Annotated in this window: 20 protein-coding genes; 9 read left to right on the top strand and 11 right to left on the bottom strand. The window is 71.6% G+C overall.

What is annotated here, in order from left to right; translation table 11 throughout:
• Window positions 1–77 precede the first annotated feature (77 nt).
• Window positions 78–1,013, bottom strand: a complete 936-nt coding sequence (locus AB0E07_RS06325; RefSeq protein WP_362247049.1) for an intradiol ring-cleavage dioxygenase — start codon at window positions 1,011–1,013, stop codon at window positions 78–80.
• A gap of 113 nt (window positions 1,014–1,126) precedes the next feature.
• Window positions 1,127–2,890 (bottom strand): aspartate--tRNA ligase, encoded by a 1,764-nt coding sequence (aspS, locus tag AB0E07_RS06320; RefSeq protein ID WP_362247047.1) that lies wholly within the window; start codon window positions 2,888–2,890, stop codon window positions 1,127–1,129.
• A gap of 162 nt (window positions 2,891–3,052) precedes the next feature.
• On the opposite strand from aspS, the gene AB0E07_RS06315 reads away from it, so the two are divergent.
• The gene (locus AB0E07_RS06315) at window positions 3,053–5,248 is read left to right on the top strand and encodes a SpoIIE family protein phosphatase (RefSeq protein ID WP_362247045.1); all 2,196 of its coding nucleotides are present in this window, start codon (window positions 3,053–3,055) and stop codon (window positions 5,246–5,248) included.
• Here AB0E07_RS06315 and AB0E07_RS06310 read toward each other — a convergent pair.
• From AB0E07_RS06310 to AB0E07_RS06295, 4 genes are all read right to left on the bottom strand, one after another.
• Window positions 5,233–6,276, bottom strand: a complete 1,044-nt coding sequence (locus AB0E07_RS06310) for an AI-2E family transporter (RefSeq protein WP_362247043.1) — start codon at window positions 6,274–6,276, stop codon at window positions 5,233–5,235. The genes AB0E07_RS06315 and AB0E07_RS06310 overlap by 16 nt on opposite strands.
• A gap of 76 nt (window positions 6,277–6,352) precedes the next feature.
• Window positions 6,353–7,324 (bottom strand): pirin family protein, encoded by a 972-nt coding sequence (locus AB0E07_RS06305; RefSeq protein ID WP_362247041.1) that lies wholly within the window; start codon window positions 7,322–7,324, stop codon window positions 6,353–6,355.
• Window positions 7,325–7,452: 128 nt separating this feature from the next.
• Window positions 7,453–9,384 (bottom strand): Ig-like domain repeat protein, encoded by a 1,932-nt coding sequence (locus AB0E07_RS06300; protein WP_362247039.1) that lies wholly within the window; start codon window positions 9,382–9,384, stop codon window positions 7,453–7,455.
• Between the two features lie 188 nt (window positions 9,385–9,572).
• On the bottom strand, window positions 9,573–10,055 hold the full coding sequence (locus tag AB0E07_RS06295; RefSeq protein WP_362247037.1) for an SseB family protein: 483 nt from the start codon (window positions 10,053–10,055) through the stop codon (window positions 9,573–9,575).
• Between the two features lie 208 nt (window positions 10,056–10,263).
• Here AB0E07_RS06295 and AB0E07_RS06290 point away from each other — a divergent pair, with 208 nt between their 5' ends.
• From AB0E07_RS06290 to AB0E07_RS06280, 3 genes are all read left to right on the top strand, one after another.
• A complete protein-coding gene (locus tag AB0E07_RS06290; RefSeq protein WP_362247035.1) occupies window positions 10,264–12,090 on the top strand; it encodes an acyl-CoA dehydrogenase in 1,827 nt (608 codons plus the stop codon).
• Between the two features lie 79 nt (window positions 12,091–12,169).
• Window positions 12,170–13,462 (top strand): M18 family aminopeptidase, encoded by a 1,293-nt coding sequence (locus tag AB0E07_RS06285; RefSeq protein WP_362247033.1) that lies wholly within the window; start codon window positions 12,170–12,172, stop codon window positions 13,460–13,462.
• Between the two features lie 58 nt (window positions 13,463–13,520).
• Entirely contained in the window at window positions 13,521–13,745 is a 225-nt protein-coding gene (locus AB0E07_RS06280; protein ID WP_362247031.1) for a DUF6458 family protein, read from the top strand.
• Between the two features lie 43 nt (window positions 13,746–13,788).
• Here AB0E07_RS06280 and AB0E07_RS06275 read toward each other — a convergent pair whose 3' ends face one another.
• Window positions 13,789–15,624, bottom strand: a complete 1,836-nt coding sequence (locus tag AB0E07_RS06275) for an NHL domain-containing thioredoxin family protein (protein WP_362247029.1) — start codon at window positions 15,622–15,624, stop codon at window positions 13,789–13,791.
• A gap of 37 nt (window positions 15,625–15,661) precedes the next feature.
• On the opposite strand from AB0E07_RS06275, the gene AB0E07_RS06270 reads away from it, so the two are divergent.
• On the top strand, window positions 15,662–16,048 hold the full coding sequence (locus AB0E07_RS06270) for a hypothetical protein (protein ID WP_362247026.1): 387 nt from the start codon (window positions 15,662–15,664) through the stop codon (window positions 16,046–16,048).
• An 8-nt stretch (window positions 16,049–16,056) separates the two neighbouring features.
• Here the strand turns inward: AB0E07_RS06270 and AB0E07_RS06265 are convergent, their stop codons facing one another.
• Window positions 16,057–16,449, bottom strand: coding sequence for a cupin domain-containing protein (locus AB0E07_RS06265; protein WP_362247024.1), 393 nt, complete (start codon window positions 16,447–16,449; stop codon window positions 16,057–16,059).
• Between the two features lie 52 nt (window positions 16,450–16,501).
• On the opposite strand from AB0E07_RS06265, the gene AB0E07_RS06260 reads away from it, so the two are divergent.
• Window positions 16,502–17,515: a helix-turn-helix domain-containing protein gene (locus tag AB0E07_RS06260; RefSeq protein ID WP_362247022.1), complete on the top strand. Its 1,014-nt coding sequence runs from the start codon at window positions 16,502–16,504 to the stop codon at window positions 17,513–17,515.
• Entirely contained in the window at window positions 17,512–18,006 is a 495-nt protein-coding gene (locus AB0E07_RS06255; RefSeq protein ID WP_362247020.1) for an LURP-one-related family protein, read from the top strand. Before AB0E07_RS06260 ends, AB0E07_RS06255 begins: the two co-directional genes overlap by 4 nt.
• An 89-nt stretch (window positions 18,007–18,095) precedes the next feature.
• Here the strand turns inward: AB0E07_RS06255 and AB0E07_RS06250 are convergent, their stop codons facing one another.
• Window positions 18,096–18,887 carry a carbon-nitrogen family hydrolase gene (locus tag AB0E07_RS06250; RefSeq protein WP_362247018.1) on the bottom strand — a complete coding sequence of 264 codons (792 nt, stop codon included), beginning with the start codon at window positions 18,885–18,887 and terminating at the stop codon, window positions 18,096–18,098.
• A gap of 179 nt (window positions 18,888–19,066) precedes the next feature.
• Between AB0E07_RS06250 and AB0E07_RS06245 the strand changes: the two genes are divergently transcribed.
• The gene (locus AB0E07_RS06245; protein ID WP_362247016.1) at window positions 19,067–19,891 is read left to right on the top strand and encodes a maleylpyruvate isomerase family mycothiol-dependent enzyme; all 825 of its coding nucleotides are present in this window, start codon (window positions 19,067–19,069) and stop codon (window positions 19,889–19,891) included.
• Window positions 19,892–19,946: 55 nt separating this feature from the next.
• On the top strand, window positions 19,947–20,744 hold the full coding sequence (locus AB0E07_RS06240; protein ID WP_362247014.1) for a class I SAM-dependent methyltransferase: 798 nt from the start codon (window positions 19,947–19,949) through the stop codon (window positions 20,742–20,744).
• A 139-nt stretch (window positions 20,745–20,883) separates the two neighbouring features.
• Here AB0E07_RS06240 and AB0E07_RS06235 read toward each other — a convergent pair whose 3' ends face one another.
• Window positions 20,884–22,179, bottom strand: coding sequence for an MFS transporter (locus AB0E07_RS06235; protein ID WP_362247012.1), 1,296 nt, complete (start codon window positions 22,177–22,179; stop codon window positions 20,884–20,886).
• A complete protein-coding gene (locus AB0E07_RS06230) occupies window positions 22,176–22,850 on the bottom strand; it encodes a GntR family transcriptional regulator (protein WP_362247010.1) in 675 nt (224 codons plus the stop codon). The genes AB0E07_RS06235 and AB0E07_RS06230 overlap by 4 nt, the downstream gene beginning before the upstream one ends.
• Between the last annotated feature and the right edge of the window lie 172 nt (window positions 22,851–23,022).

Raw genomic sequence — 23,022 nt, 5'->3', positions numbered from 1 at the left:
CCTGGGGTTCTGAACGCGCGGGCCCCCAGGGCTTCCGGCGGCGCCCCGCGGGGAGCGGTGCGCCGCCGGCCGGGGCGTCAGGTCCCGGTGTTCGTCGCGTCCGGGTCGACGGACATCGTGAGGGAGGCGACGACTCCCTTCGCGATGTTCTTCTTGCTGTACTTCAGCTTGAGCAGGCCGCCCGCGGTGCCGCTCTGGTCGTAGATCGTGTCCTCGGTGAGCGTCGTGCGGGTGGTGGTGCTCGTGGAGTACGGGTCCACCTCCTCCGTCAGGAGCACTGCCGTCTCGTCGAAGAAGAGCTGGCCGGTGTGGCAGGTGGTGCCGCCCTCGTAGCCGGCGTCGGTCCACTCGCCGTCCACGTGCACCTTGGTGTGGATGTGGACGCAGCGGCCCTGGTACCAGCCGGGGAAGACCGTCTTGAAGGTGACCCGGCCCTGCTTGTCGGTCTTCCAGGTACCGCGCAGATAGCGGGTGTCGCTGGTCGGCTCCTCGTGGCCGCCGCCACCGCCGGTGCCGCCGGACGGATCGCCGGACGGGGGCTCGCCGGTGGGGGTGCCGGACGGCGCGTCCGTCGGGGCGCCGGAGGGAGCCGTGCCGCCGCCTCCGCCGGAGAAGCTCTCGTAACCCGAGTACAGGCCGAGCGCGTCGCAGTGCCAGATGTCGACGGCCGCGTTCCGCAGCGGCTTGCAGGTCTCGGAGTCGATGACCTTGAGGCTCAGGACGAGCGGGATGCCCTCCTTGTCCTCGGTGATGTCCCGGCGGAGCTTGTCCGCGTCGATGTAGTACGGACCCTCGGTGGTCTCCGAGGTGAGCTTGTAGCACACCTCGGCGGAGGAGCTGCTGCTCGCGGAGGCGGTGGTGGACCCATCCGTCTTCTCACCCGCGAACGCGCCGGAGGCGAGCGTGGCGCCCCCGCCGATCGCGACGGCGGCGCCCGCGCCGGCCACGACGACCTTACGACGCGTCAAGTCACGCTTGTGCTGCGGCTGTTTGTGCTGCTGGTTTCCCGTCATGTCCACGACGCTAGGGACGCGCGCTGTAAGGAGCATGGGTGCCGACTGTGGGCACCTGTGGAAACTGAAGGGGCCCGGAACCGCGTACGGTTCCGGGCCCCCTCGGCCGAGGACTACTTCGGCTGCGGCTTGCGCACCGACAGGTGCAGCTCCCTCAGCCGGGTCTCGTCCAGCTCGGTCGGCGCGCCCATCATCAGGTCCTGCGCGTTGCCGTTGAGCGGGAAGGCGATGGTCTCCCGGATGTTCGGCTCGTCCGCGAGGAGCATGACGATCCGGTCGACGCCGGGGGCGATGCCGCCGTGCGGCGGGGCGCCGAAGCGGAAGGCGCGCAGCATGCCCGCGAACTGCTCCTCGACGGTGTCCCGGTCGTAGCCGGCGATCTCGAAGGCCTTGAGCATGATCTCCGGCTCGTGGTTCCGGATCGCGCCGGAGGACAGCTCGACGCCGTTGCAGACGATGTCGTACTGCCAGCCGAGGATGTCCAGCGGGTCCTGGGTCTCCAGGGCCTCAAGGCCGCCCTGCGGCATCGAGAACGGGTTGTGCGAGAAGTCGATCTTCCCGGTGTCCTCGTCCTTCTCGTACATCGGGAAGTCGACGATCCAGCAGAACCGGAAGACGCCCTCCTCGAAGTGCCCGGCGCGCTTGGCGGCCTCGACCCGGACGGCGCCCATGATCTTGGAGACCTCGTCGAACTCGCCCGCGCCGAAGAACACGGCGTGACCGGCGGCCAGCGACAGGCGCTTGGTCAGCTCGGCGACGTTCTCCTCGGTGAGGAACTTGGCGATCGGGCCGGTCAGCGAGCCGTCCTCGGCGACCCGCACCCAGGCCAGGCCCTTCGCGCCGAGCGAGACGGCGAAGTCGCCGAGCTGGTCGAAGAACTTCCGGGGCTGCGCGGAGACGTCCGGCACGGCCAGCGCGCGCACGTGCTTGCCGGCGAAGGCCTTGAACTCCGAGCCGTCGAAGACGTCGGTGATGTCCACCAGCTCCAGCTGGGCCCGCAGGTCCGGCTTGTCGGAGCCGTACTTCAGCATCGCCTCACGGAACGGGATCCGCGGGAAGGGCGAGGTGACGTGGCGGCCGCCGCCGAACTCCTCGAACAGCTCGGTCATGAGCTTCTCGATCGGCCGGAAGACGTCCTCCTGCTCGACGAAGCTCATCTCCACGTCGAGCTGGTAGAACTCGCCCGGCGAACGGTCGGCGCGGGCGTCCTCGTCGCGGAAGCAGGGCGCGATCTGGAAGTAGCGGTCGAAGCCGGAGATCATCAGCAGCTGCTTGAACTGCTGCGGCGCCTGCGGCAGGGCGTAGAACCTGCCCGGGTTCAGACGGGAGGGCACCACGAAGTCACGGGCGCCCTCGGGGGAGGTCGCCGACAGGATCGGGGTGGCCATCTCGTTGAAGCCGAGGGCGACCATCTTCGAGCGGATCGAGGCGATCACCGCCGACCGCAGCATGATGTTCTTGTGCATGCGCTCGCGGCGCAGGTCCAGGAAGCGGTACTCAAGGCGCCGCTCCTCGTTGACCCCGTCCTCGGTGTTGATCGTGAACGGCAGCGGCGCGGCCGCGCCGAGCAGCTCGACCTCGCCGACCTCGACCTCGACCTCGCCGGTGGGCAGGTCGGGGTTCACGTTGTCGGTTCCACGTGAAACAACGCGGCCGTCGACGCGGACCGTGGACTCCTTGGAGAGCTTGTCCAGGGCCTCGTAGGCGGGGGTGCCGGGGCGGGCGACGAGCTGCGTGATGCCGTAGTGGTCGCGCAGATCGATGAAGAGGATGCCGCCCAGGTCGCGCCGATTGTGCAGCCAGCCACTCAGCCGGACGTCGGTGCCGACGTCAGAGGCGCGGAGCTCGCCGCAGGTGTGGGACCTGTACCGATGCATCGTCGTTCATCCAGTCTTCGCGGATCGGGAATCTCCGGGGCCCGGTGCCCGGACGTCCCAAGGGTACCGGCCACCCCGAGATCGGCTCCCCACCATTAAGGGCGGGGCGGCCCGGGGCGGCTTCGGTGGCAGCCCCGGAGCACCTCTTCTTACAGTGGGTCAATGCGCACTGGTGAGCCCCTGCCCGCCGTGGCTGAGGTTCTGGCCGCCCTGGAGACCGGCCAATGGCACTGGTCGACCGCGACCGGGCTGGTGACGGCGGACGCCGAGGCGGCCAGGCTGCTGGGGCTGCCCGCGGTGCGGGCCACGCTCCGCGAGTCCCAGGTCCGGGCCCGGCTCCACCCGGTCGACTGGAACGAGATCGTCGGCGTCATCCAGCTCGCCGTCGCCGAGGGCACGCTCGGCGAGGTGCGGGTGCGCATCATGGACGAGCGCGGCGAGGTGGTCCGGATCACCCGCAGCCGCTTCAAGCCCGCCTTCGACCCGGAGAAACGGGCCTACGAGGTGATCGGCACCCTTCAGGAGGTCGCCGAGCCCGATCCGGCCACCGCGACCGGGCGACGGGCGGTCACCGGGGACTGGCGGCGTTCCCGGGAGGCGTTCCTGCTGGACGCGGGCCGGGCGCTGGCCGAGGCGCGGTCCACGGCCGAGGTGCTGCGGGTGGCGGCCGGGCTGTCGATGCCCGGGTTCTCGCCGGACGGGCTGGCGGTGTTCGGGGTCACGGGCGACCGGCTGACGATCATCGGCCACCACGGGCAGCAGCCCGGCGACGAGGGCCCCTTCAGCCACATGCCCCTCCAGACCGACTACCCGGCCGCCGAGGTCGTCCGCACCGGGCGGGCCGTCTACCTCTCCTCCCCCAAGCAGTACCGCTCCCGCTACCCGGTGACCTGGCCGCTCGCCTCCCACTTCGGCCGCCGTTCCTGGGCCTTCCTGCCGCTGACCGTGGCCGGCCGCACGATGGGCGCCTGGATGGCGGCCTTCACCTATCCGGTGACGTTCACCCCCGACGAACGGTCCGTGCTGACGACGGTGGCCCGGATGCTGGCCCAGGCGCTGTCCCGGGCGGGGGCGGCGGAGACCCAGCGGGAGCTGACCGACGGACTCCAGCGCTCGATGCTGCCCACGCTCGGCCCGCGCCAGATACCCGGCATGAGCGTCGCCGCCCGCTACGTGCCCACCGGCGGCGGCCTCCAGGTCGGCGGCGACTGGTACGACGTGATCCCGCTGCCCGGCGGCACCGCCTCCGGGGCCGGCCGCTTCGCGCTGGTCATCGGGGACGTCCAGGGCCACGACGTGCGGGCGGCCGGCCTGATGGGCCAGCTGCGGATAGCCCTGCGCGCCTACGCCTCCGAGGGACACCGCCCGGACGCGGTGCTCTCCCGCGCCTCCCGCTTCCTGCACGGCATGACCGACGACGGCGATCCGGAACCGGCCGACCTGCGCTTCGCGACCTGCCTGTACGTCGAGGTGGACCCCGTCACCGCGACCCTGGACGTGGCCCGCGCCGGGCACCCCGACCCGGCGATCCGGATGACGGACGGCACCGTCCTGACCCGGCACACGGCGGGCGGGCTGCCCCTGGGCATCGACCCGGACGCGGACTACCCGACGACCCGGATCACCCTGGAGCCCGGCGAGACGATGATGCTGTGCACCGACGGTCTGATCGAGACCGGCGGCCACGACCTGGAGACCGGCTGGCAGCGCGTCCGCTCGATCCTGGAGGACCACGAGGGCGATCTGGACAAGCTCGCCGACGCCCTGGTCCAGGCGGTGCACGGGCCCTCCTCGCACCACACCACCGGCCCGCTCGCCGACCGGCGGGAGGACGACATCGCGGTGCTTTTGCTGTGCCGTGAGGGGGAGGGCTGCGGCTGCGGGGAGACGGCGGTGGCACGCCCCACCGTGCGGCGCACCATGCTCACGGTCGCCCAGGACGAGCCCGAGCGGGTCGCGGTGGCCCGGCAGCAGTTGCGGGAGCTGCTGCACGACTGGGCCTCGGACGATCAGGTCGACTCCGCGGTGCTGCTGCTCTCCGAGACGCTGACCAACGTCCTGGTCCACACCGAGGCGGAGGCGCTGCTGAGGGCGGAGGTGCGCGGGGAGGCGGGCAGGCGCCGGATGCGGGTGACGGTCAGCGACAACAGCGACGACCTGCCGCACAAGCGGCGCCCCGGCGAGCTGGCCTCCTCGGGCCGGGGGCTGGTGCTGATCGAGCTGCTCGCGGACGTGTGGGGGGTGGACCCGCGGGGCGAGGGCAAGTCCATCTGGTTCGAGCTGGTGGAGCTGGTCCCGGAGCCGGAGCCGGAGCCGACGCCGGAGCCGGAGCCGGCGTCCGCTCAGGACGTGCCGTAGCGGACGCGCAGTTCCTGGATGACGCCGAAGGCCGCCGCGGTGATCGGCACGGCGAGCAGCATGCCGAGGATGCCGGCCACGGAGGCGCCCGCGGTGATCGTCACCATCACCATCGCCGGGTGCATCTGCACGGTGCGGCTCTGGATCATCGGCTGGAGCACGTGCCCCTCCAGCACCTGTACGGCCAGCACCACCCCGAGCGCCCACAGCGCGATGACGAACCCCCGGTCGGCGAGCGCGACCAGCACGGCGACGGCACCGGACAGAAAGGCGCCGAGATAGGGGATGTAGGCGCCGACGAAGACCAGCGCCCCCAGCCCGGCCGCTCCCGGCACGTCCAGGATGAGCAGGCCGACGGTGATGCAGATGGCGTCGATGAACGCGATGAAGGTGGTCCCCCGCATGAACCCCTCGACGGCCTCGAAGGCCCGCCGGGCCATCGCCTCCAGGGTGTCGGCGGTCCCGGGCGGCGCGAGGGAGCGCAGCGTGCCGGCGGCCCGGTCGGAGTCCCGCAGGAAGAAGAAGACGAGCAGCAGCGCCAGGACGGCCATGGCGATGGTCTCGCCGACGACACTGACCCCGCTGATGACCCCGGAGGCGGCGGTACCGCCGAACTTGGTCAGCAGATCACGGGAGTTGGCGGCGAGGTCGTCCAAGGACGTCCCGGCGGCCCCGAAGTGCTCGGCGAGATCCTTCCCCGCGTCACGCAGCGAGGCGACGATCTGGTCCCCACTGTCGATCAGCGCGGCCACGACGACATAGACAGCACCGCCCACCACGGCCACCACCGCGACACACGTCAACGCGGCGGCGACCGACCGATGCACCCGCGCCCGCACCAGCCGCCGGTGCAACGGCCCGAGCAGCGCGGTGCCGAGCAGCGCGAGCAGCACGGGCACGACGGCCGTACGGAAGGCCACGCACAGCCGGATCGCGACGTAGAACACCCCGGCGGCCAACAGAATCACGGCACACCAGGCCCCCACCCGCCGCACGGGCTCGGGAAGCAGCGTCCGAAAGTCCTGCACCCTCCCACCCGACCACGCGGCCCCCACCCCCGCCCCCGGACAAACCCACCCGGGCGACGGGGGTGTCGGCGAACTTCTACAGTCCGCCCTCGGTCATGCCGTGCACCGCGGGGATGGTGCCCAGGCGGCCCTTCTGGAAGTCGTCGAAGGCCTGCTGGAGTTCCTCGCGGGTGTTCATGACGAACGGGCCGTAGTGGGCCATGGGCTCACGGATCGGCTGTCCGCCGAGGAGGACGACCTCCAGGTCCGGGGTGTGGGAGTCCTGCTGCTCGTCCGCGCGGACGGTGAGGGAGCCGCCGGCGCCGAAGACGGCGGTCTGGCCGACGTGCACCGGACGGCGGTCGGGGCCGACCGAGCCCTTGCCCGCCAGGACGTACGCCAGGCCGTTGAAGTCCTCCCGCCAGGGGAGCGTGACCTCGGCGCCCGGCGCGACCGTCGCGTGGATCATCGTGATCGGGGTGTGGGTGATGCCGGGGCCCTGGTGGCCGTCCAGTTCGCCCGCGATGACGCGGAGGAGCGCGCCGCCGTCCGGGGTCGTCAGGAGCTGGACGTTGCCGCCGCGGATGTCCTGGTAGCGCGGGGGCATCATCTTGTCCTTGGCCGGGAGGTTCACCCACAGCTGGAGGCCGTGGAAGAGACCGCCGGACATGACCAGGTGCTCCGGCGGCGCCTCGATGTGGAGCAGGCCCGAGCCGGCCGTCATCCACTGGGTGTCGCCGTTGGTGATGGTGCCGCCGCCGCCCTGGCTGTCCTGGTGGTCGAAGATGCCGTCGATGATGTAGGTGACGGTCTCGAAGCCGCGGTGGGGGTGCCAGGGGGTGCCCTTGGGCTCACCCGGCGCGTACTCCACCTCTCCCATCTGGTCCATCATGATGAACGGGTCGAGGTGGCGGTAGTTGATCCCGGCGAACGCGCGGCGCACCGGGAAGCCCTCGCCCTCGAAACCGCTGGGCGCGGTCGTCACGGCGAGCACGGGACGGGCCACGGCCTCCGCGGACGCGGCGACACGGGGCAGCGTCAGCGGGTTCTCGACGGTCACTGCGGGCATGTCGGTGCCTCCTTGTGCGTCAGCTTGCGACGCCAGTTTAGTTGAGCATTGAACTTCCTGCCACTCCTAACAGAAGGAGCCCGGAGGGCATTCCCTCCGGGCTCCTTCCGTCCGAGCCGTGGACGGCGTCAGTTGCTGAAGTACAGGTACTTCCAGGACCCGTACGCCGTCGAGTTCACGTTGTCGCCGGACGAGCCGTTGACGTACACCGACCGCATCCGCGCCCGGATGCCCGACTCACCGGGCGCCTCCAGGGTCACGGCCGACTTGCCGTTCGTACCGAGCGGGAAGTACTCCGAGCCCGCCGAGTACCACTGGCCGGCGTAGTAGACCTGGAGGTCGAAGCGCTGCTGACGGCCCGCGTAGTAGTTCATCGTCGTGGTCAGCAGCGGGTCGGTGTTCTTGTGGAACCAGTAGTACGTGGTCGAGCCGATCTTCGCCGTCTTGTAGTGCTTGGAGACGGCGGTGGAGACCTTCGCCTTGCCGTACGCCGTGACCTTCACCGACTTCGGCTTGTAGCGGGCGTCGCCCTTGAAGACCGCGGTGACCGTGGTGTCCCGGGTCATGTCGACCCAGGCGGCGATGTTGCCGTCCGAGTTGACCTTGCCGCTCTTGATCAGCTTGTTGGGCCGGTCCGAGCCGTAGGGGTTGGCCCAGATCTCCACCGAGCGGTTCTTGTACGTCGTGCCGAGGTGCGCGGTGAACCTGACGTCGGCGCCGTAGCCGTACACCTTGCCGTTGTTGTTCAGGCTCAGCGAGGTCGACGCCCGGGAGACCTCGACGGAGTCGGAGGCGCTCACCGCGGTGTGCGTGGCGTCGCCCGCGTACTTCACCGTGTACGTCACCTTGCCGCCGGCCGGCGGGACGTCCTTGAAGGAGTAGGTGCCGTCCGCCTTCGCCGTGACCGGCGCCAGCGCCTTGCCGCTCGGGCTCTCCAGGTCGGTACGGGTGACCGAGAGCCGCGTGCCCGCGGGCAGCGCGACCGTCGCCGAGATCCTGCCGGTGACGGTGAGCGTCTTGGCGCGGGTGGCGGTCGACGGGGCGCCGACCGTGAGGGTGGGGACGTTGAGCGTCGGGTCGGTGAGCGCCTTCAGCGTGTAGCCGCCGGTGCCGGAGACCAGGGCGAAGATCCGGGAGGAGTCCGGGGCCCAGGCCACGTCGGCCGCGCTCGCGGTGTACGTGCGCAGCGGCTGCGTGGCGTTCGGCCGGTAGACCGCGACCTTGGTGCCGGTGCTCTGGGCGATCAGGCCGCTGCGCCCGACGTCGGCCCGGTGTCCGGCCGGGTAGGCCCCGGCCTTGGCGAACCTGCCGTCCGCGTAGGCGTCACGGTCGGTGCCGTTGACGAGGACCTGGTCGGCGCCGGCGACGAGGTCGATGTCCCCGATGCCGTTGTTCAGCGAGTAGTCGCCGTCGTGCCAGGCGGTCAGCTGCGGCGTGCCGCTCGACACGTCGACGACGGCCATCGAGCCGGTGGACAGCCCGGTCTCGCCGAGGGCCAGCAGGCCCGGCCGGAGCGGGTCGGTGTCCAGCAGCGGCTGGCCCCACATCCCGACACCCGTTCCCTCGGTCGGGAACTGGGCCAGCGCCACCGGGTCCGTACCGGTGGCCGGGTCGACCGCCGGGTCGACCGAGCCGAGGTCGCCGTCCCACTGGTCGCCGTAGGTGAACCAGACCTTGCCCGCGGCGAACTCGACGTGGACGGGCCCGGTGTCGGTGGCGACCGGGTAGCGGGCCTTCTCGTCGAGGGTCGCCGCGTCGAGGGCCACGATCTCGTGGGTGTCCGAGGCCGTGGCGTACAGGGTGCTGCCGTCGTCCGACAGCGCGAGGTCGGAGACCCCGGGAACACCGCTCACCGAGGCGAGCAGGGCGCCGGTGTGGTCGGCGACGAGGACGGTGCCGGCCGAGCGGTCACCGAGGAAGACCCGCTGACCGTCCACGACGATGCCGCCGGGCGTACCGACCCTGGCGGAGGCCGCCGACGCCGGTCCGGCGGCCACGACGCTCAGCGCCGCCGAGCTGAACAGGACCGCGAGCGCCGTCGCGGCCGAAGTGCTGCGCATACGCACAGTGATGAACCCCCACAGAAGACCCCGGCCCGGCCGGGAGACGAGAGAGCGCCGCGCGGCACCCGGACGTGTTCCGCCGGGAGGCGGTGACGTGCGGGGCGCGGCTGCCGGGGGAACTCTATGGCATGGATGTGACAACCACAGGGGGGAATTTTCCGCCAGGAAACGGCGGGAAACGGTGTTTACCCGTACATCCGGCGCATCGCGAACTCCACCATCTGCTCGACCGCCTTCGCGTCGAACACCATCCGGTGCTCGCCCTCCATGTCCACCACGAAGCCGTACCCGGTCGGCAGGAGGTCGATCACCTCGGCCCCGGTGATCACGAAGTACTTGGACTCCTTGCCCGCGTACCGGCGCAGCTCCTTCAGCGAGGTGAACATCGGGATCACCGGCTGCTGGGTGTTGTGCAGGGCGAGGAAGCCCGGATTGTCGCCGCGCGGGCAGTACACCTTGGAGGTCGCGAAGACCTGCTGGAAGTCCTCCGCGGCCATCTGACCGGTGGTGAAGGCACGCACCGCGTCCGCGAGGGAGGGCGGGGACGGCTCAGGGTAGAGCGGCGGCTGCTGGCCGTACCCGCCGACGCCACCGTTCATGGGCTGCTGCGGCGGGGCGTACTGCTGGCCCGCAGCGCCACCGTCCATGGGCTGGCCGTATCCGTACATGGGCGCAAGCGTACCGAGCGGGCGGGAGCGGGGGCCGCGGTGCCCGGGAAACCGGCGGCCCGTCCGGGTCCGGTGGGAACCGTCACAGATGGCCGGATCGGGGTTGCGGGATATTACCGACGGGTAGCATCATCGTAGCTACTTGTTGGTACGTGAACTAGCGCGAGGATCCAGTGCCTCGCCGATCTCTCTCTACGGAGCCGTCGCCATGGGGCACTACAAGTCGAATCTGCGGGACATCGAGTTCAACCTCTTCGAAGTGCTCGGACGCGACAAGCTGTACGGCACCGGGCCCTTCGCCGAGATGGACACGGACACCGCGAAGAGCATCCTCGCGGAGATGACCCGCCTCGCGGAGAACGACCTCGCGGAGTCCTTCACCGACGCCGACCGCAACCCGCCCGTCTTCGACCCGGAGACGAACACCGCGCCGGTTCCCGCATCCTTCAAGAAGAGCTACAAGGCGTTCATGGACTCCGAGTACTGGCGCCTCGGCCTGCCGGAGGAGATCGGCGGCACCACCGCCCCGCCGTCCCTGATCTGGTCGTACGCGGAGCTGATCCTCGGCGCCAACCCGGCCGTGTGGATGTACTGCTCCGGCCCGGCCTTCGCCGGCATCCTCTTCGACGAGGGCAACGACGTCCAGAAGAAGATCGCCCAGATCGCCGTCGAGCGGACCTGGGGCTCCACCATGGTGCTGACCGAGCCCGACGCGGGCTCCGACGTCGGCGCCGGACGCACCAAGGCGATCCAGCAGGAGGACGGCTCCTGGCACATCGAGGGCGTGAAGCGCTTCATCACCTCCGGTGAGCACGACATGGAGGAGAACATCCTCCACTACGTCCTCGCCCGCCCCGAGGGCGCCGGCCCCGGCACCAAGGGCCTGTCCCTCTTCCTCGTCCCGAAGTACCTCTTCGACTTCGAGACCGGCGAGCTGGGCGAGCGCAACGGCGTCTACGCCACCAACGTCGAGCACAAGATGGGCCTGAAGGCCTCCAACACCTGCGAGATGACCTTCGGCGACCAGCACCCCGCCAAGGGCTGGCTGATCGGCGACAAGCACGACGGCATCCGCCAGATGTTCCGCATCATCGAGTTCGCCCGCATGATGGTCGGCACGAAGGCGATCTCCACCCTCTCCACGGGCTACCTCAACGCCCTGGAGTACGCCAAGGAGCGCGTCCAGGGCCCCGACCTGGCGAACTTCCTGGACAAGGCCGCGCCCAAGGTCACCATCACCCACCACCCCGACGTGCGCCGCTCGCTGATGACGCAGAAGGCGTACGCGGAGGGCATGCGCGCCCTCGTCCTCTACACCGCCTCCGTCCAGGACGCCATCGCCGTCAAGGAGGCCACCGGCGAGGACGCCAAGGCCGAGCACGCCCTCAACGACCTGCTCCTGCCGATCGTGAAGGGCTACGGCTCCGAGAAGGGCTACGAGCAGCTCGCCCAGTCGCTCCAGACCTTCGGCGGCTCCGGCTTCCTCCAGGAGTACCCGATCGAGCAGTACATCCGGGACTCCAAGATCGACACCCTGTACGAGGGCACCACCGCGATCCAGGGCCAGGACTTCTTCTTCCGGAAGATCGTCCGCAACCAGGGCGCCGCGCTGAACTCCCTCGCCGAGGACATCAAGAAGTTCCTCGCCCTCGGCACCGGCGGCGAGTCCCTCGCCCCGGCCCGTGAGCACCTCGCCAAGGCCGCCGTCGAGCTGGAGGCCATCGTCGGCCTGATGCTGACCGACCTCGCGGCCACCGAGCAGGACGTCAAGAACATCTACAAGGTGGGCCTGAACACCACCCGCCTGCTGATGGCCTCCGGTGACGTCGTCGTCGGCTACCTGCTGCTCAAGGGCGCCGCGGTGGCCGCCGAGAAGCTGGAGACCGCCTCCGCCAAGGACCAGGCGTTCTACCAGGGCAAGATCGCGGCGGCGAAGTTCTTCGCGGCCAACGTCCTGCCGGGCGTCACCGGCGCCCGCAAGCTCGCCCAGGGCATCGACCTGGACCTGATGGAGCTGGACGAAGCGGCCTTCTAGCCCCAACTCCCCTTTCCCACCAGGGCCCGCCCCCTCATCAACGGGGGGCGGGCCCTGGTACGTCGTTAAGGTGAACCCCATGAGCGAACCCTCCCGCTTCGACCGCGGCCACACCGACGACCTCATGACCTTCCTCGCGGCGAGTCCGTCGCCGTACCACGCCGTGGCGAACACCGCCGAGCGGCTGGAGAAGGCCGGGTTCCGCCAGGTCGCCGAGACGGACGCCTGGGACGGGTCCAGCGGCGGCAAGTACGTGGTGCGCGCCGGCGCGATCGTGGCCTGGTACGTGCCCGAGGGCGCCGCGCCGCACACCCCGTTCCGCATCATCGGCGCCCACACCGACTCGCCCAACCTGCGCGTCAAGCCACTGCCCGACACCGGTGCGCACGGCTGGCGCCAGGTCGCCGTGGAGATCTACGGCGGTCCCCTGCTCAACTCCTGGCTCGACCGCGACCTCGGCCTCGCCGGCCGGCTGACCCTGCGCGACGGCTCCACCCGGCTCGTCGACGTCGACCGTCCCCTGCTGCGCGTCCCCCAGCTCGCCATCCACCTCGACCGCGCGGTCTCCTCGGACGGCCTCAAGCTCGACAAGCAGCGCCACCTCCAGCCCGTCTGGGGCCTCGGCGACGCCCCGCGCGACGGCGACCTGATCGCCTTCCTGGAGGAGGAGACCGGGCTCGCCCCGGGCGAGGTCACCGGCTGGGACCTCATGGTCCACTCCGTCGAGCCGCCCGCCTACCTCGGCCGCGACCGCGAACTGCTCGCCGGGCCGCGCATGGACAACCTGCTCTCCGTGCACGCGGCGACGGCCGCGCTCACCGCGGTCGCCACCGCCGACATCCCCTACATCCCGGTGCTCGCCGCCTTCGACCACGAGGAGAACGGCTCCCAGTCCGACACCGGCGCCGACGGCCCGCTCCTCGGCGGGATCCTGGAGCGCTCGGTGTTCGCCCGCGGCGGCTCCTACGAGGACCGGGCCCGCGCCTTCGCCGGCACCGTCTGCCTCTCCTCCGACACCGGGCACGCGGTGCACCCCAACTACGCCGAGCGGCACGACCCCACGCACCACCCGCGGGTCAACGGCGGCCCCATCCTCAAGGTCAACGTCAACAACCGCTACGCGACCGACGGTTCGGGCCGGGCGGTCTTCGCCGAAGCCTGCGAGCGCGCCGGGGTGCCGTTCCAGTCCTTCGTCTCCAACAACTCCATGCCCTGCGGCACCACCATCGGACCGATCACCGCGGCCCGGCACGGCATCCGCACCGTCGACATCGGCGTGGCGATCCTCTCCATGCACAGCGCCCGCGAACTCTGCGGCGCGGACGACCCGTTCCTCCTCGCCAACGTCCTCGTGTCCTTCCTCCAGGGGTAGTTCGGGCGGCGCCGGGTACCCGCATGCGAGACATCGTCACAGAGGGAGGCGAGGCGCCATGGGCCTCGGTGGATGCATCATCCTCATCGCCGCGGGAGCCATACTCACGTTCGCGACCGACTGGGAGATGGAGGGAATCAACCTCGACCTGGTCGGGGTGATCTTCATGATCGTAGGTCTGATCGGCGTCACGACGTTCAGCAGCATCGCCCGGCGCCGCCGGGTGGTGGTGCCGCCCACCACCCCGGTCATCGACGAGCACGGCCACCAGCCCGGCCACTGACCCGCGCGGCGACCGGTGAGGCAACGGGTGCGGGTGCGGCGGCTCATCCGGCCTGCGGGTCCATCCCGGCGAGCACCAGCGGCAGCCGGCCGGTCCCGCCGGCCACGACGCGGACCGGCACACCCCAGTCCTGCTGGTGCACGTGGCAGGCCGGGTACTCGTTGGCCGGGTCGTCGTCGCAGGACGCGGCCATCGCCGAGATGTGCAGCACGCCCTGCTCGACGCCCGGCGCGAGGCGCAGGGCGCGGGAGAGATCGGTGCCCGCGCCCTCGCCCTCGGCCAGCAGCTCCGGCGGGGTCGCGGACACCAGCAGCCGGGTCGAGGGGCCGTACCGGGTGTCGAGCTTCTGCCCGGGCGGCGCCTGGAAGACGACGTCCAGGGTCAGCGCGCCCGGTGCCACCTCGGTGGCGGCCCGCTGGGTGCGGTGGGCGACCGGCTCCACCCGTACCGCCTCCTCCGGCAGCCCGATCCGGGTCAGCCGGTGGCGGGCGGACTCGACGACCACCAGGTCGTCCCCGACGAGCACGGCACCGCTGGGCTCGCGCAGGTCGGTGGCGAGCGTGGTCACCTCGCCCGTCGCCGGGTCGTAGCGGCGCAGCGCGTGGTTGTAGGTGTCACTGACGGCCACCGAGCCGTCGGGCAGCGCGGTGACGCCCAACGGGTGCTGGAACAGCGCCTGTTCGGCCTTGCCGTCGCGATGCCCGAAGTCGAAGAGGCCGGTGCCGACGGCCGTGCGCACCGTCCCGTCCCGGTCCACCCAGCGCAGGGCGCTGGTCTCGGAGTCGGCGAGCCAGAGCCGGTCGGCGGTGGCGGCGAGCCCCGAGGGCTGCGCGAACCACGCCCCGGCCGCCGGGCCGTCCACCAGCCCCTCGTTGGTGGTACCGGCACTCACGCCGACCGTCCGGTCCTCGGGGTCGTACGCCCACAGCTGGTGGATGCCGGCCATCGCGATCCAGACCCGGCCGTGCCAGACGGCCACGTCCCACGGCGAGGAGAGGTTCACCTCGCGGCCCGGACCCGAGGTGGCGTCGCCCTGCATCCACTGGCGTCCGGTGCCGGCCAGGGTGGTCAGTTCGCCGGTGGCGAGGTCCAGCAGGCGCAGGGCGTGGTTGACGGTGTCGGCCACGACGACCGAGCCCGCGTCGAGCAGGGCCAGCCCCTGCGGTTCGTTGAGGGCCGCAGTGCCGGGAGCGCCGTCCACCAGCCCGCGCGCACCGGAGCCGATCCGGCGCACGACGGTCTCCCCGTCGGGCTCCAGCTCCACCAGCTGATGCCGGGTGGTGTCACTGACCAGGAAGTTCCCCCCGGGCAGCAGCAGCGCCTTCCCGGGGAAGCGCAGCGCGGTCGGCACCGGCTCCGGAGCCACGTACGGCCCGTCCCCGCGGCGCAGGGTGCCCTTCGCCTCGTGCTCGGCCTCCAGTTCCGTCACCAGCCGCTCGATGGCGTGCACATGCCCCTCACCGGCGTGCTGGGCGACGACGTACCCCTCCGGGTCGACGACCACCAGCGTCGGCCAGGCCCGCACGGCGTACTGCTTCCAGGTGGCGAGCTCCGGGTCGTCCAGCACCGGATGCTCCACCCCGTACCGCTCCACGGCGTCCACGACCGCCCCGTGCTCGGCCTCGTGCGCGAACTTCGGCGAGTGCACCCCGACGACGACCACGGTCTCCGGATGCCGCTCCTCCAGCTCCCGCAACTCGTCGAGCACGTGCAGGCAGTTCACACAACAGAAGGTCCAAAAATCAACAACAACGCACTTACCTCGAAGGTCGGCGAGAGCAAGCTCTTGCCCCCCGGTGTTCAGCCAGCCACCTTTGCCGGTCAGCTCGGGAGCGCGGACACGGACGCGGCGGCGGGGGGTGGGGGCGGAGGCGTTCATGGTGCCAAGCTTGCCATCCGGGCCTGTGGGAGGCCGGATGGCTGCGGCAGGGGGAGCAGGGGTGGGCGACGAGGGCGCGGCGCGGAGCTTCATGGCGTTGCCGGGGCGGACGGGGGATGCGCGGGAGGTGTTTCGCGGTTCGTCGGCCCTGCCGCCGCGGACGCCGCTCGTACGGGCCGCCGCGCAGGTACCCGAGGAGGGCGGCCCGGACGTGTCCGCCGAGTGGTACGCCACGGCGCTGCGGGAGTTCGTCGGCAACGAGGACCTGGACGTACGGCGCTGTCTGCTGCCGGGGCTGCCGCTGTGGAAGTCGTTCCACCCGCCGGAGCTGCACGGGCTGGTGGAGACCGCGGTGACGCCGGCCCGGTCCCACCCCGACCCCTACCTCCGCCACCGGGTGGAGCACCCGGTCGGCGGCGGCTGACGGGCGCGTCAGTGCAGCGCGTGGCCCGTCGTCACGTCCACGTGGGACGGGACGGCCTCGTGGCGGTCGCCGACGGTCGAGGTGCCGGAGGGTTCGAGCAGGAGGATGTCGGTGGGGACCGGCGCGTAGGGCTTGTGCTCGGTGCCGCGGGGGACGGTGAAGACGGACAGGGGCGGCAGGACGACCGTGCGTTCGCCGGCGGGCTCCCTGAGGGAGATGTGCAGTTCGCCGTCGAGGACCAGGAAGAACTCGTCGGTGTCGTCGTGGACGTGCCAGAGGTGCTCGCCCTCGACGTGGGTGACGCGCACGTCGTAGTCGTTGACCGTGGTGGCGATGCGCGGACTCCACCGCTCGGTGAAGGAGGCCAGGGCGGCGGGCAGGGAGACGGGTTCCGGTGTCATGACGTCATCGTGCGGGTGGCCGCGGGCCGGGCACGAGTGCTAGGAATCGCACATGGCGCAAGAATCCTCTCAGCGGGCGGCGGGCCGGGCCACGCACCGGGTGGCCGTGATCGTCGACGAGGCCACCAACCCGTTCGAGGTGGGCGTGGCGACCGAGCTGTTCGGGCTGCCCCGCCCCGAACTGGGCCCGGCCGCTCCGCTGTACGAGGTCACGCTGTGCACGCCGACGCCCTCGGTGCGCATGAACCACGGCTTCTTCACCCTGACGGGCACGCCCGGCCTGGACGCCGTGGACGGAGCCGACACCCTGGTCGTACCGGGACGCCCCGACAACGTCGTACCGCGCGGGCGGGACGTGCTGGACGCCGTGCGCCGCGCCCACGCGCGCGGGGCCCGGATCCTGAGCTTCTGCACCGGCAGTTTCGCGCTCGCCGAGGCGGGTCTGCTGGACGGGCTGCGGGCCACCACGCACTGGATGTGGGCCGACACCTTCCGCGCGCTGCACCCGCGGGTGCGCCTGGAGCCCGACGTGCTCTTCGTGGACGAGGGCCGGATCCTGACCGCCGCGGGCAGTGCCGCCGCCCTGGACCTCGGCCTGTACCTGGTCCGGCAGGACCACGGCGCCGAGATCGCCAACGCCGTCTCGCGGCGGCTGGTGTTCGCCGCGCACCGGGACGGCGGGCAGCGCCAGTTCGTGGAACGGCCGGTGCCCGAGGTGGCGGACGACTCGCTGGGCCCGCTGCTGGCGTGGGCGCAGGAGCGGCTGGGCGAGCCGCTGACGGTGGCGGATCTCGCGGCGCGGGCGGCGGTGTCACCGGCGACGCTGCACCGGCGGTTCCGCAGCCAGCTGGGCACCACCCCGCTGGCCTGGCTGACGGGGGAGCGGGTGGCGCTGGCCTGCCGGCTGATCGAGCGCGGGGAGGAGCGGCTGGACGTGGTGGCGGCGCGCAGCGGGCTCGGCACGGCGGCGAACCTGCGGGCGCGGCTGCGGCGGGAGACCGGGCTCAGCCCGTCGGCCTACCGGCGGCGTTTCGGACCGCGTGCGGGGGAACCCCTGGTGTCATGAGATTCCTCGTGCGCGACCGGCTCCTCGGCTTCGGTGACGACTACTGGATCGAGGACGACCGGGGAGAGAAGGTGTTCCTCGTCGACGGCAAGGCCATGCGGCTGCGGGACACCTTCGAGCTGAAGGACCGGCAGGGCCGGGTCCTGATCGACATCCGGCAGAAGATGCTGGCCCTGCGGGGCACGATGCTGATCGAGCGGGACGACGAGCCGCTGGCCACCGTCCGCCGCAAACGGCTGTCGCTGCTGCGCAACCACTACCGGGTGGCCCTGGCGGACGGCAGCACCGAGCTGGACGTCAGCGGGAAGATCCTCGACCGGGAGTTCGCCGTCGAGTACGAGGGCGAACTCCTCGCGGTGATCTCCCGCCGGTGGCTGCACATCCGTGACACCTACGGCGTGGACGTCGTACGGGAGGACGCGGACCCGGCGCTGCTGATCGCGGTGACGGTGTGCGTGATCCACCTGGCGGAGAAGGAGCGGGAGGGCTGACCTCCCGTCACGGAGTCCGGCCCTTACGGCACGCGGTCCTTACGGCACACGGGTCCTTACGCCACACGGTCCTTACGGCACGAGGTCCGTCACAGGACGCGGTCCTTCAGGGCCGGGAACTGTTCCCGGGTCGTGGCGACCCTCGCCGGGTCGAAGTCGACGGTGAGGATCTCCTCGCCGGCGCCCGCCTCGGCGAGGACCTCGCCCCAGGGGTCCACCACGATCGAATGACCCGCCTGCGGAACTCCCGCGTGCGTCCCGGCCGTTCCGCAGGCGAGCACGTACGCCTGGTTCTCCACCGCGCGCGCCTGGGCCAGCAGCGTCCAGTGCCCGCGGCGGCGCTCGGGCCAGCCCGCCGGGATCACCAGGGTCTCCGCACCGGCGTCGACGAGGCCGCGGAAGAGTTCGGGGAAGCGGAGGTCGTAGCAGGTGGCCACGCCGAGCGTGGTTCCGGGCAGCCGGACCGTCACGAGGTCGCGTCCGGCGCTCATCAGGACGGCCTCGCCCTTGTCGAAGCCGAAGCGGTGGATCTTGCGGTAGGTGGCGGCCAGCTCACCGGAGGGGGAGAAGACGAGCGAGGTGTTGTAGAGGTCGGCCGCGTCCTCGTCGGCGCCGGCGGGCGCGCGTTCCGGGATGGAGCCCGCGTGCAGCCAGACGCCCGCGTCGCTCGCCGCCTTCGCCATCGCCTCGTGGGTCGGCCCGTCGAGCGGCTCGGCGTGCCGGCCGAACTCCTCGTAGGCGAAGGCACCGGTGGTCCACAGTTCCGGCAGGACGACCAGATCGGCGCCGGCCTGCTCCCGTACCAGGGAGGCGACCCGCGCGCGACGGGATTCGACCGATTCACCCTCGTCTACGGCGATCTGGATCAGAGAGGCGCGCACACTACCACCGTCCTGGCATTCGAGCCGTCCACACGGGCCTACGATCGTCACACGAAAGCACTGCCGGGGTGCCTCTCAGCAGCGTAACTTAGCGTCTCAAGACACCCGCCGACAGCCACCTCCCACTGGCATCGCCGCCACCACCTGCCCGTGTACCGACCGCCGAGGGGTCCCGTTCCGTGAGTCTGCATCCCACCCTCCAGCCCTACGCCGACGCGTGGACCCACTCCATCGAAGCGATATCCGAACTGGTCACGCCCCTCGTCGAGGGCGAATGGAACCGGCGCACGCCGTGCCCCGGCTGGTCGGTCCGTGACGTGGTCTCCCATGTCATCGGCCTGGACTGCGAGATGCTCGGCGACCCGCGGCCCATCCACACGCTCCCGCGCGACCTGTTCCACGTCACCAACGAGCACCAGCGGTACATGGAGATGCAGGTCGACGTGCGCCGCCACCACACGGCGCCGGAGATGACCTCCGAGCTGGAGTACACGATCATCCGCCGCAACCGTCAGCTGCGGAACGAGTCCCGGGACCCGGGTACCAAGGTGCGCGGCCAGCTGGGCAGCGAGATCACCCTCGAAGAGGCCATGCGCGGACACGCGTTCGACGTGTGGGCCCACGAGCAGGATCTGCGCCACGCGCTCGGCCGGCCCGGCAACCTCGACTCGCCGGGCGCGCACGTGGCCCGGGACGTGCTGCTGGAGGCGCTGCCCGACGTCATCGCGAACAAGGCGGAGGCACCGCGCAGTTCGGCGATCGTGCTGGACGTGCACGGGCCGGTGGAGTTCCTGCGCACCGTCCGCGTCGACATCCAGGGCCGGGGGACGGTGGAGACGGCGCCCGCGCTCGGGCCCGCCGCGACGCTGACCCTGGACTGGGAGACGTACGTACGGCTGGCCTGCGGGCGGGTGAGCGCGGACGCGGTCGCGGACCGGATCAAGACGGAGGGCGACCCGGCGCTGACGGCCGCGATCCTGCGCAACTTCCAGGTGACGCAGTAGGACACCGGCGAAAAGGCGTTGTGGCGACCCGCCGCCCGGTGCTTGCCTGCCCCGCATGAGTGATTACGTCGACGGGCCGCCGCGCCTGACCGAACTGGCGTTCCACAATCCGCTGTCGGAGAGCAGGGCCGAGCGCATGGTCCGGCGGCTGGCGCGCCGCGAGCCGGCCACCGTGCTGGACATCGGCTGCGGGTGGGGCGAGCTGCTGCTGAGGATCCTCGCCGCGGCGCCCGGTGCGAAGGGTGTCGGTGTGGACATCAACGCCGAGGACCTGGACCGCGGCCGGCGTGCGGCCGAGGCGCGCGGGCTGGCGGGGCGGGTCGAGTTCCGGGAGGAGTCCGCGCGGGAGGGCGACGGGCCGGGGGGCGACGGGCCGGGGGGCGACGGGCCGGACCCGGCGGACCTGGTCCTGTGCCTGGGGTCCAGTCACGCGCTGAGCGGCGCGCCGGCGCCGGAGCACACCGTGGAGGCGCTGCGGGCGCTGCGCGGGCTGGTCCGGGACGGGGGGCGGGTGGTGCTCGGCGAGGGTTTCTGGGAGCGGACGCCCACGGAGCGGGAGCTGGCCGGGATGTGGCCGGGTGCGGCCGTCTCGGACCACTACGACCTGGCGGCGCTGCTGGACGCCGCCGTGGCCGCCGGTTTCCGGCCCGAGTGGACGGAGACCGCGAACCGCGACGAGTGGGAGGAGTTCGAGTCGGCCTACCAGGCGGACGCGGAGGTCTGGCTAGCCGCCCACCCCGGCCATCCCGAGGCGGACGCCGCCCGGGAGCGCCTGGACCGGCACCGGTCCCAGTGGATGCACTACCGGGGCGTCCTGGGCCTGGCCTTCCTGACCCTGGTCCCGGCCGGCTGAACCGCCCCGACGGGCCCCGTCATCGAACCAACCACCCCGACGGGCCCCGTCATCGAACCAACCACCCCGACGGGCCCCGTCATCGAACCAACCACCCCGACGGGCCCCGTCAACAACCCAACCCCTCCGACGGGCCCCCTCACACCGGGACGTGCACCGTCTCCACCCGGCTCGCCACCAGGCGCTCGCGTTCCCGCCGGGCCGCCCGCCCCCGCAGCCTGAGGATCTGGCTGATGCCGAGCGCCTGGAGGACGAACACCGCGGAGAAGGCGACCGTGTAGTCGTCGCCGGTGGCGTCGAGGAGGACGCCGACGGCGAACAGGGTCGTCATGGAGGCGACGAAGCCGCCCATGTTGGTGATGCCGGAGGCGGTGCCCTGACGCTCGGGCGGGTTGGCCGGGCGGGCGAAGTCGAAGCCGAGCATGGAGGCGGGGCCGCACGCGCCGAGCACCGTGCACAGCACGACGAGCAGCCACATCGGGGCGTGGTCGCCGGGGTAGGCGAGGGTGACCGCCCACACCAGGGCGGTCGCCCCGACGGTGCCGAGCGCGAGCGGCAGCCGGGCACCGTGGTGCCGGGCCACGAGCTGGCCGTAGACCAGGCCGACGACCATGTTGGACAGGACCACGAGGGTGAGCAGTTCACCGGCCGTGGCGCGGGACAGGCCCTGGGCCTCGACCAGGAAGGGCAGGCCCCACAGCAGCAGGAAGACCATCGCCGGGAACTGGGTGGTGAAGTGCACCCACAGGCCGAGGCGGGTGCCGGGTTCCCGCCAGGAGGCGGCGATCTGACGGCGGACGTAGGCGGCGCCCCGGTGCGGGACGGGCTCGGGTTCGTGGCCTTCGGGGTGGTCCTTGAGGAAGAGCACCAGCAGGACCAGGACGACCACTCCGGCGAACGCGCTGCCGGCGAACGCGGCCTCCCAGCCGACGCCGTGCAGCAGCCGGGCGATGACCAGCGTGGAGACCAGGTTGCCGGCCATGCCGGCGAGGCCCGCGAGCTGGGCGATCAGGGGTCCGCGCCGGGCCGGGAACCAGCGGGTGCCGAGCCGCAGGACGCTGATGAAGGTCATCGCGTCGCCGCAGCCGAGCAGCGCCCGCGAGGCGAGGGCCGTGCCGTAGGTCGGGGAGAACGCGAAGCCCAGCTGTCCGGCCGTGAACAGGACCACGCCGATGGTCAGCACCTTCTTGGTGCCGAGCCGGTCGACCAGCAGTCCGACGGGTATCTGCATGCCCGCGTAGACGAGCAGTTGCAGGATCGAGAACGTGGACAGCGCCGAGGCGTTCACCTCGAAGCGGTCGGCCGCGTCGAGGCCGGCGACGCCGAGCGAGGTCCGGAAGATGACGGCGACGAAGTAGACCGAGACGCCGATCCCCCACACGGCGAGGGCGCGCCGCCCGCCCGGAGGGTCGCCGGGAAGCGTGGCCGTGCTCATCGGACCTCGCCCCGGGCCAGGTGCGAGAACCAGCCGACGTGCCGGTGGACGACGGCGACGGCCCGGTCCGCGTCGCCCGAGCGCAGGGCGTCGAGGATCTCCTCGTGCTCGGCGAGGGTCTTGGCGATCCGGTCGGGATGCGAGTGCATGACGGCGACGCCCATCCTGAGCTGTCGGTCGCGGAGTTGGTCGTAGAGGCGGGCGAGGATCTCGTTGCCGCCGCTGCGGACGATCTCGGCGTGGAAGCAGCGGTCGGTGACGGCGGCCGCCGCCAGGTCGCCCGCCGCGGCCTCGGCCTGCTGCCGCGCGAGGAGTTCGGTCAGCCGGTCGATGAGCCCGGCGGGCGCGGGCACCGCCTTGCGTGCCGCGTGCTCCTCGACCAGCAGCCGGGTCTCGACGACGTCGGCGATCTCCTGCGCCGACACCGGCAGCACCAGCGCGCCCTTCTTCGGATAGAGCTTGATGAGCCCCTCCGCCTCCAGGCGCAGCAGCGCCTCCCGGACCGGGGTGCGGGAGACACCGACGGCCTCGGCCAGCTCGCCCTCGGTGAGCAGCGTGCCGCCCTCGTAACGACGGTCCAGGACCCCCTGCTTGACGTGGGCGTAGACACGGTCGGCGGCGGGCGGCTGCTTGAGGGGGGCAGGGGCGGGAGCGGGTGGGGCTGACGGCATGCGCACATCATAGATACAACACGTACGCATGAGGAGCGGCGTCCAGGATGCGGACCCCGGGCGCGGCCTCTTCGCCAACGGACACATTCACCCCAGCGACCGCACAACCTTCTGTGCTACTTACGTGTCAAACACGTGCGGCCCCACCTTCTTTTCCCCTTTCAACTCGGCC

The organism is Streptomyces sp. NPDC048002, assembly GCF_040653275.1.
In the GTDB taxonomy this organism is placed as follows: Bacteria; Actinomycetota; Actinomycetes; order Streptomycetales; family Streptomycetaceae; genus Streptomyces.
This window is presented reverse-complemented; position numbering and strand designations above follow the sequence as displayed.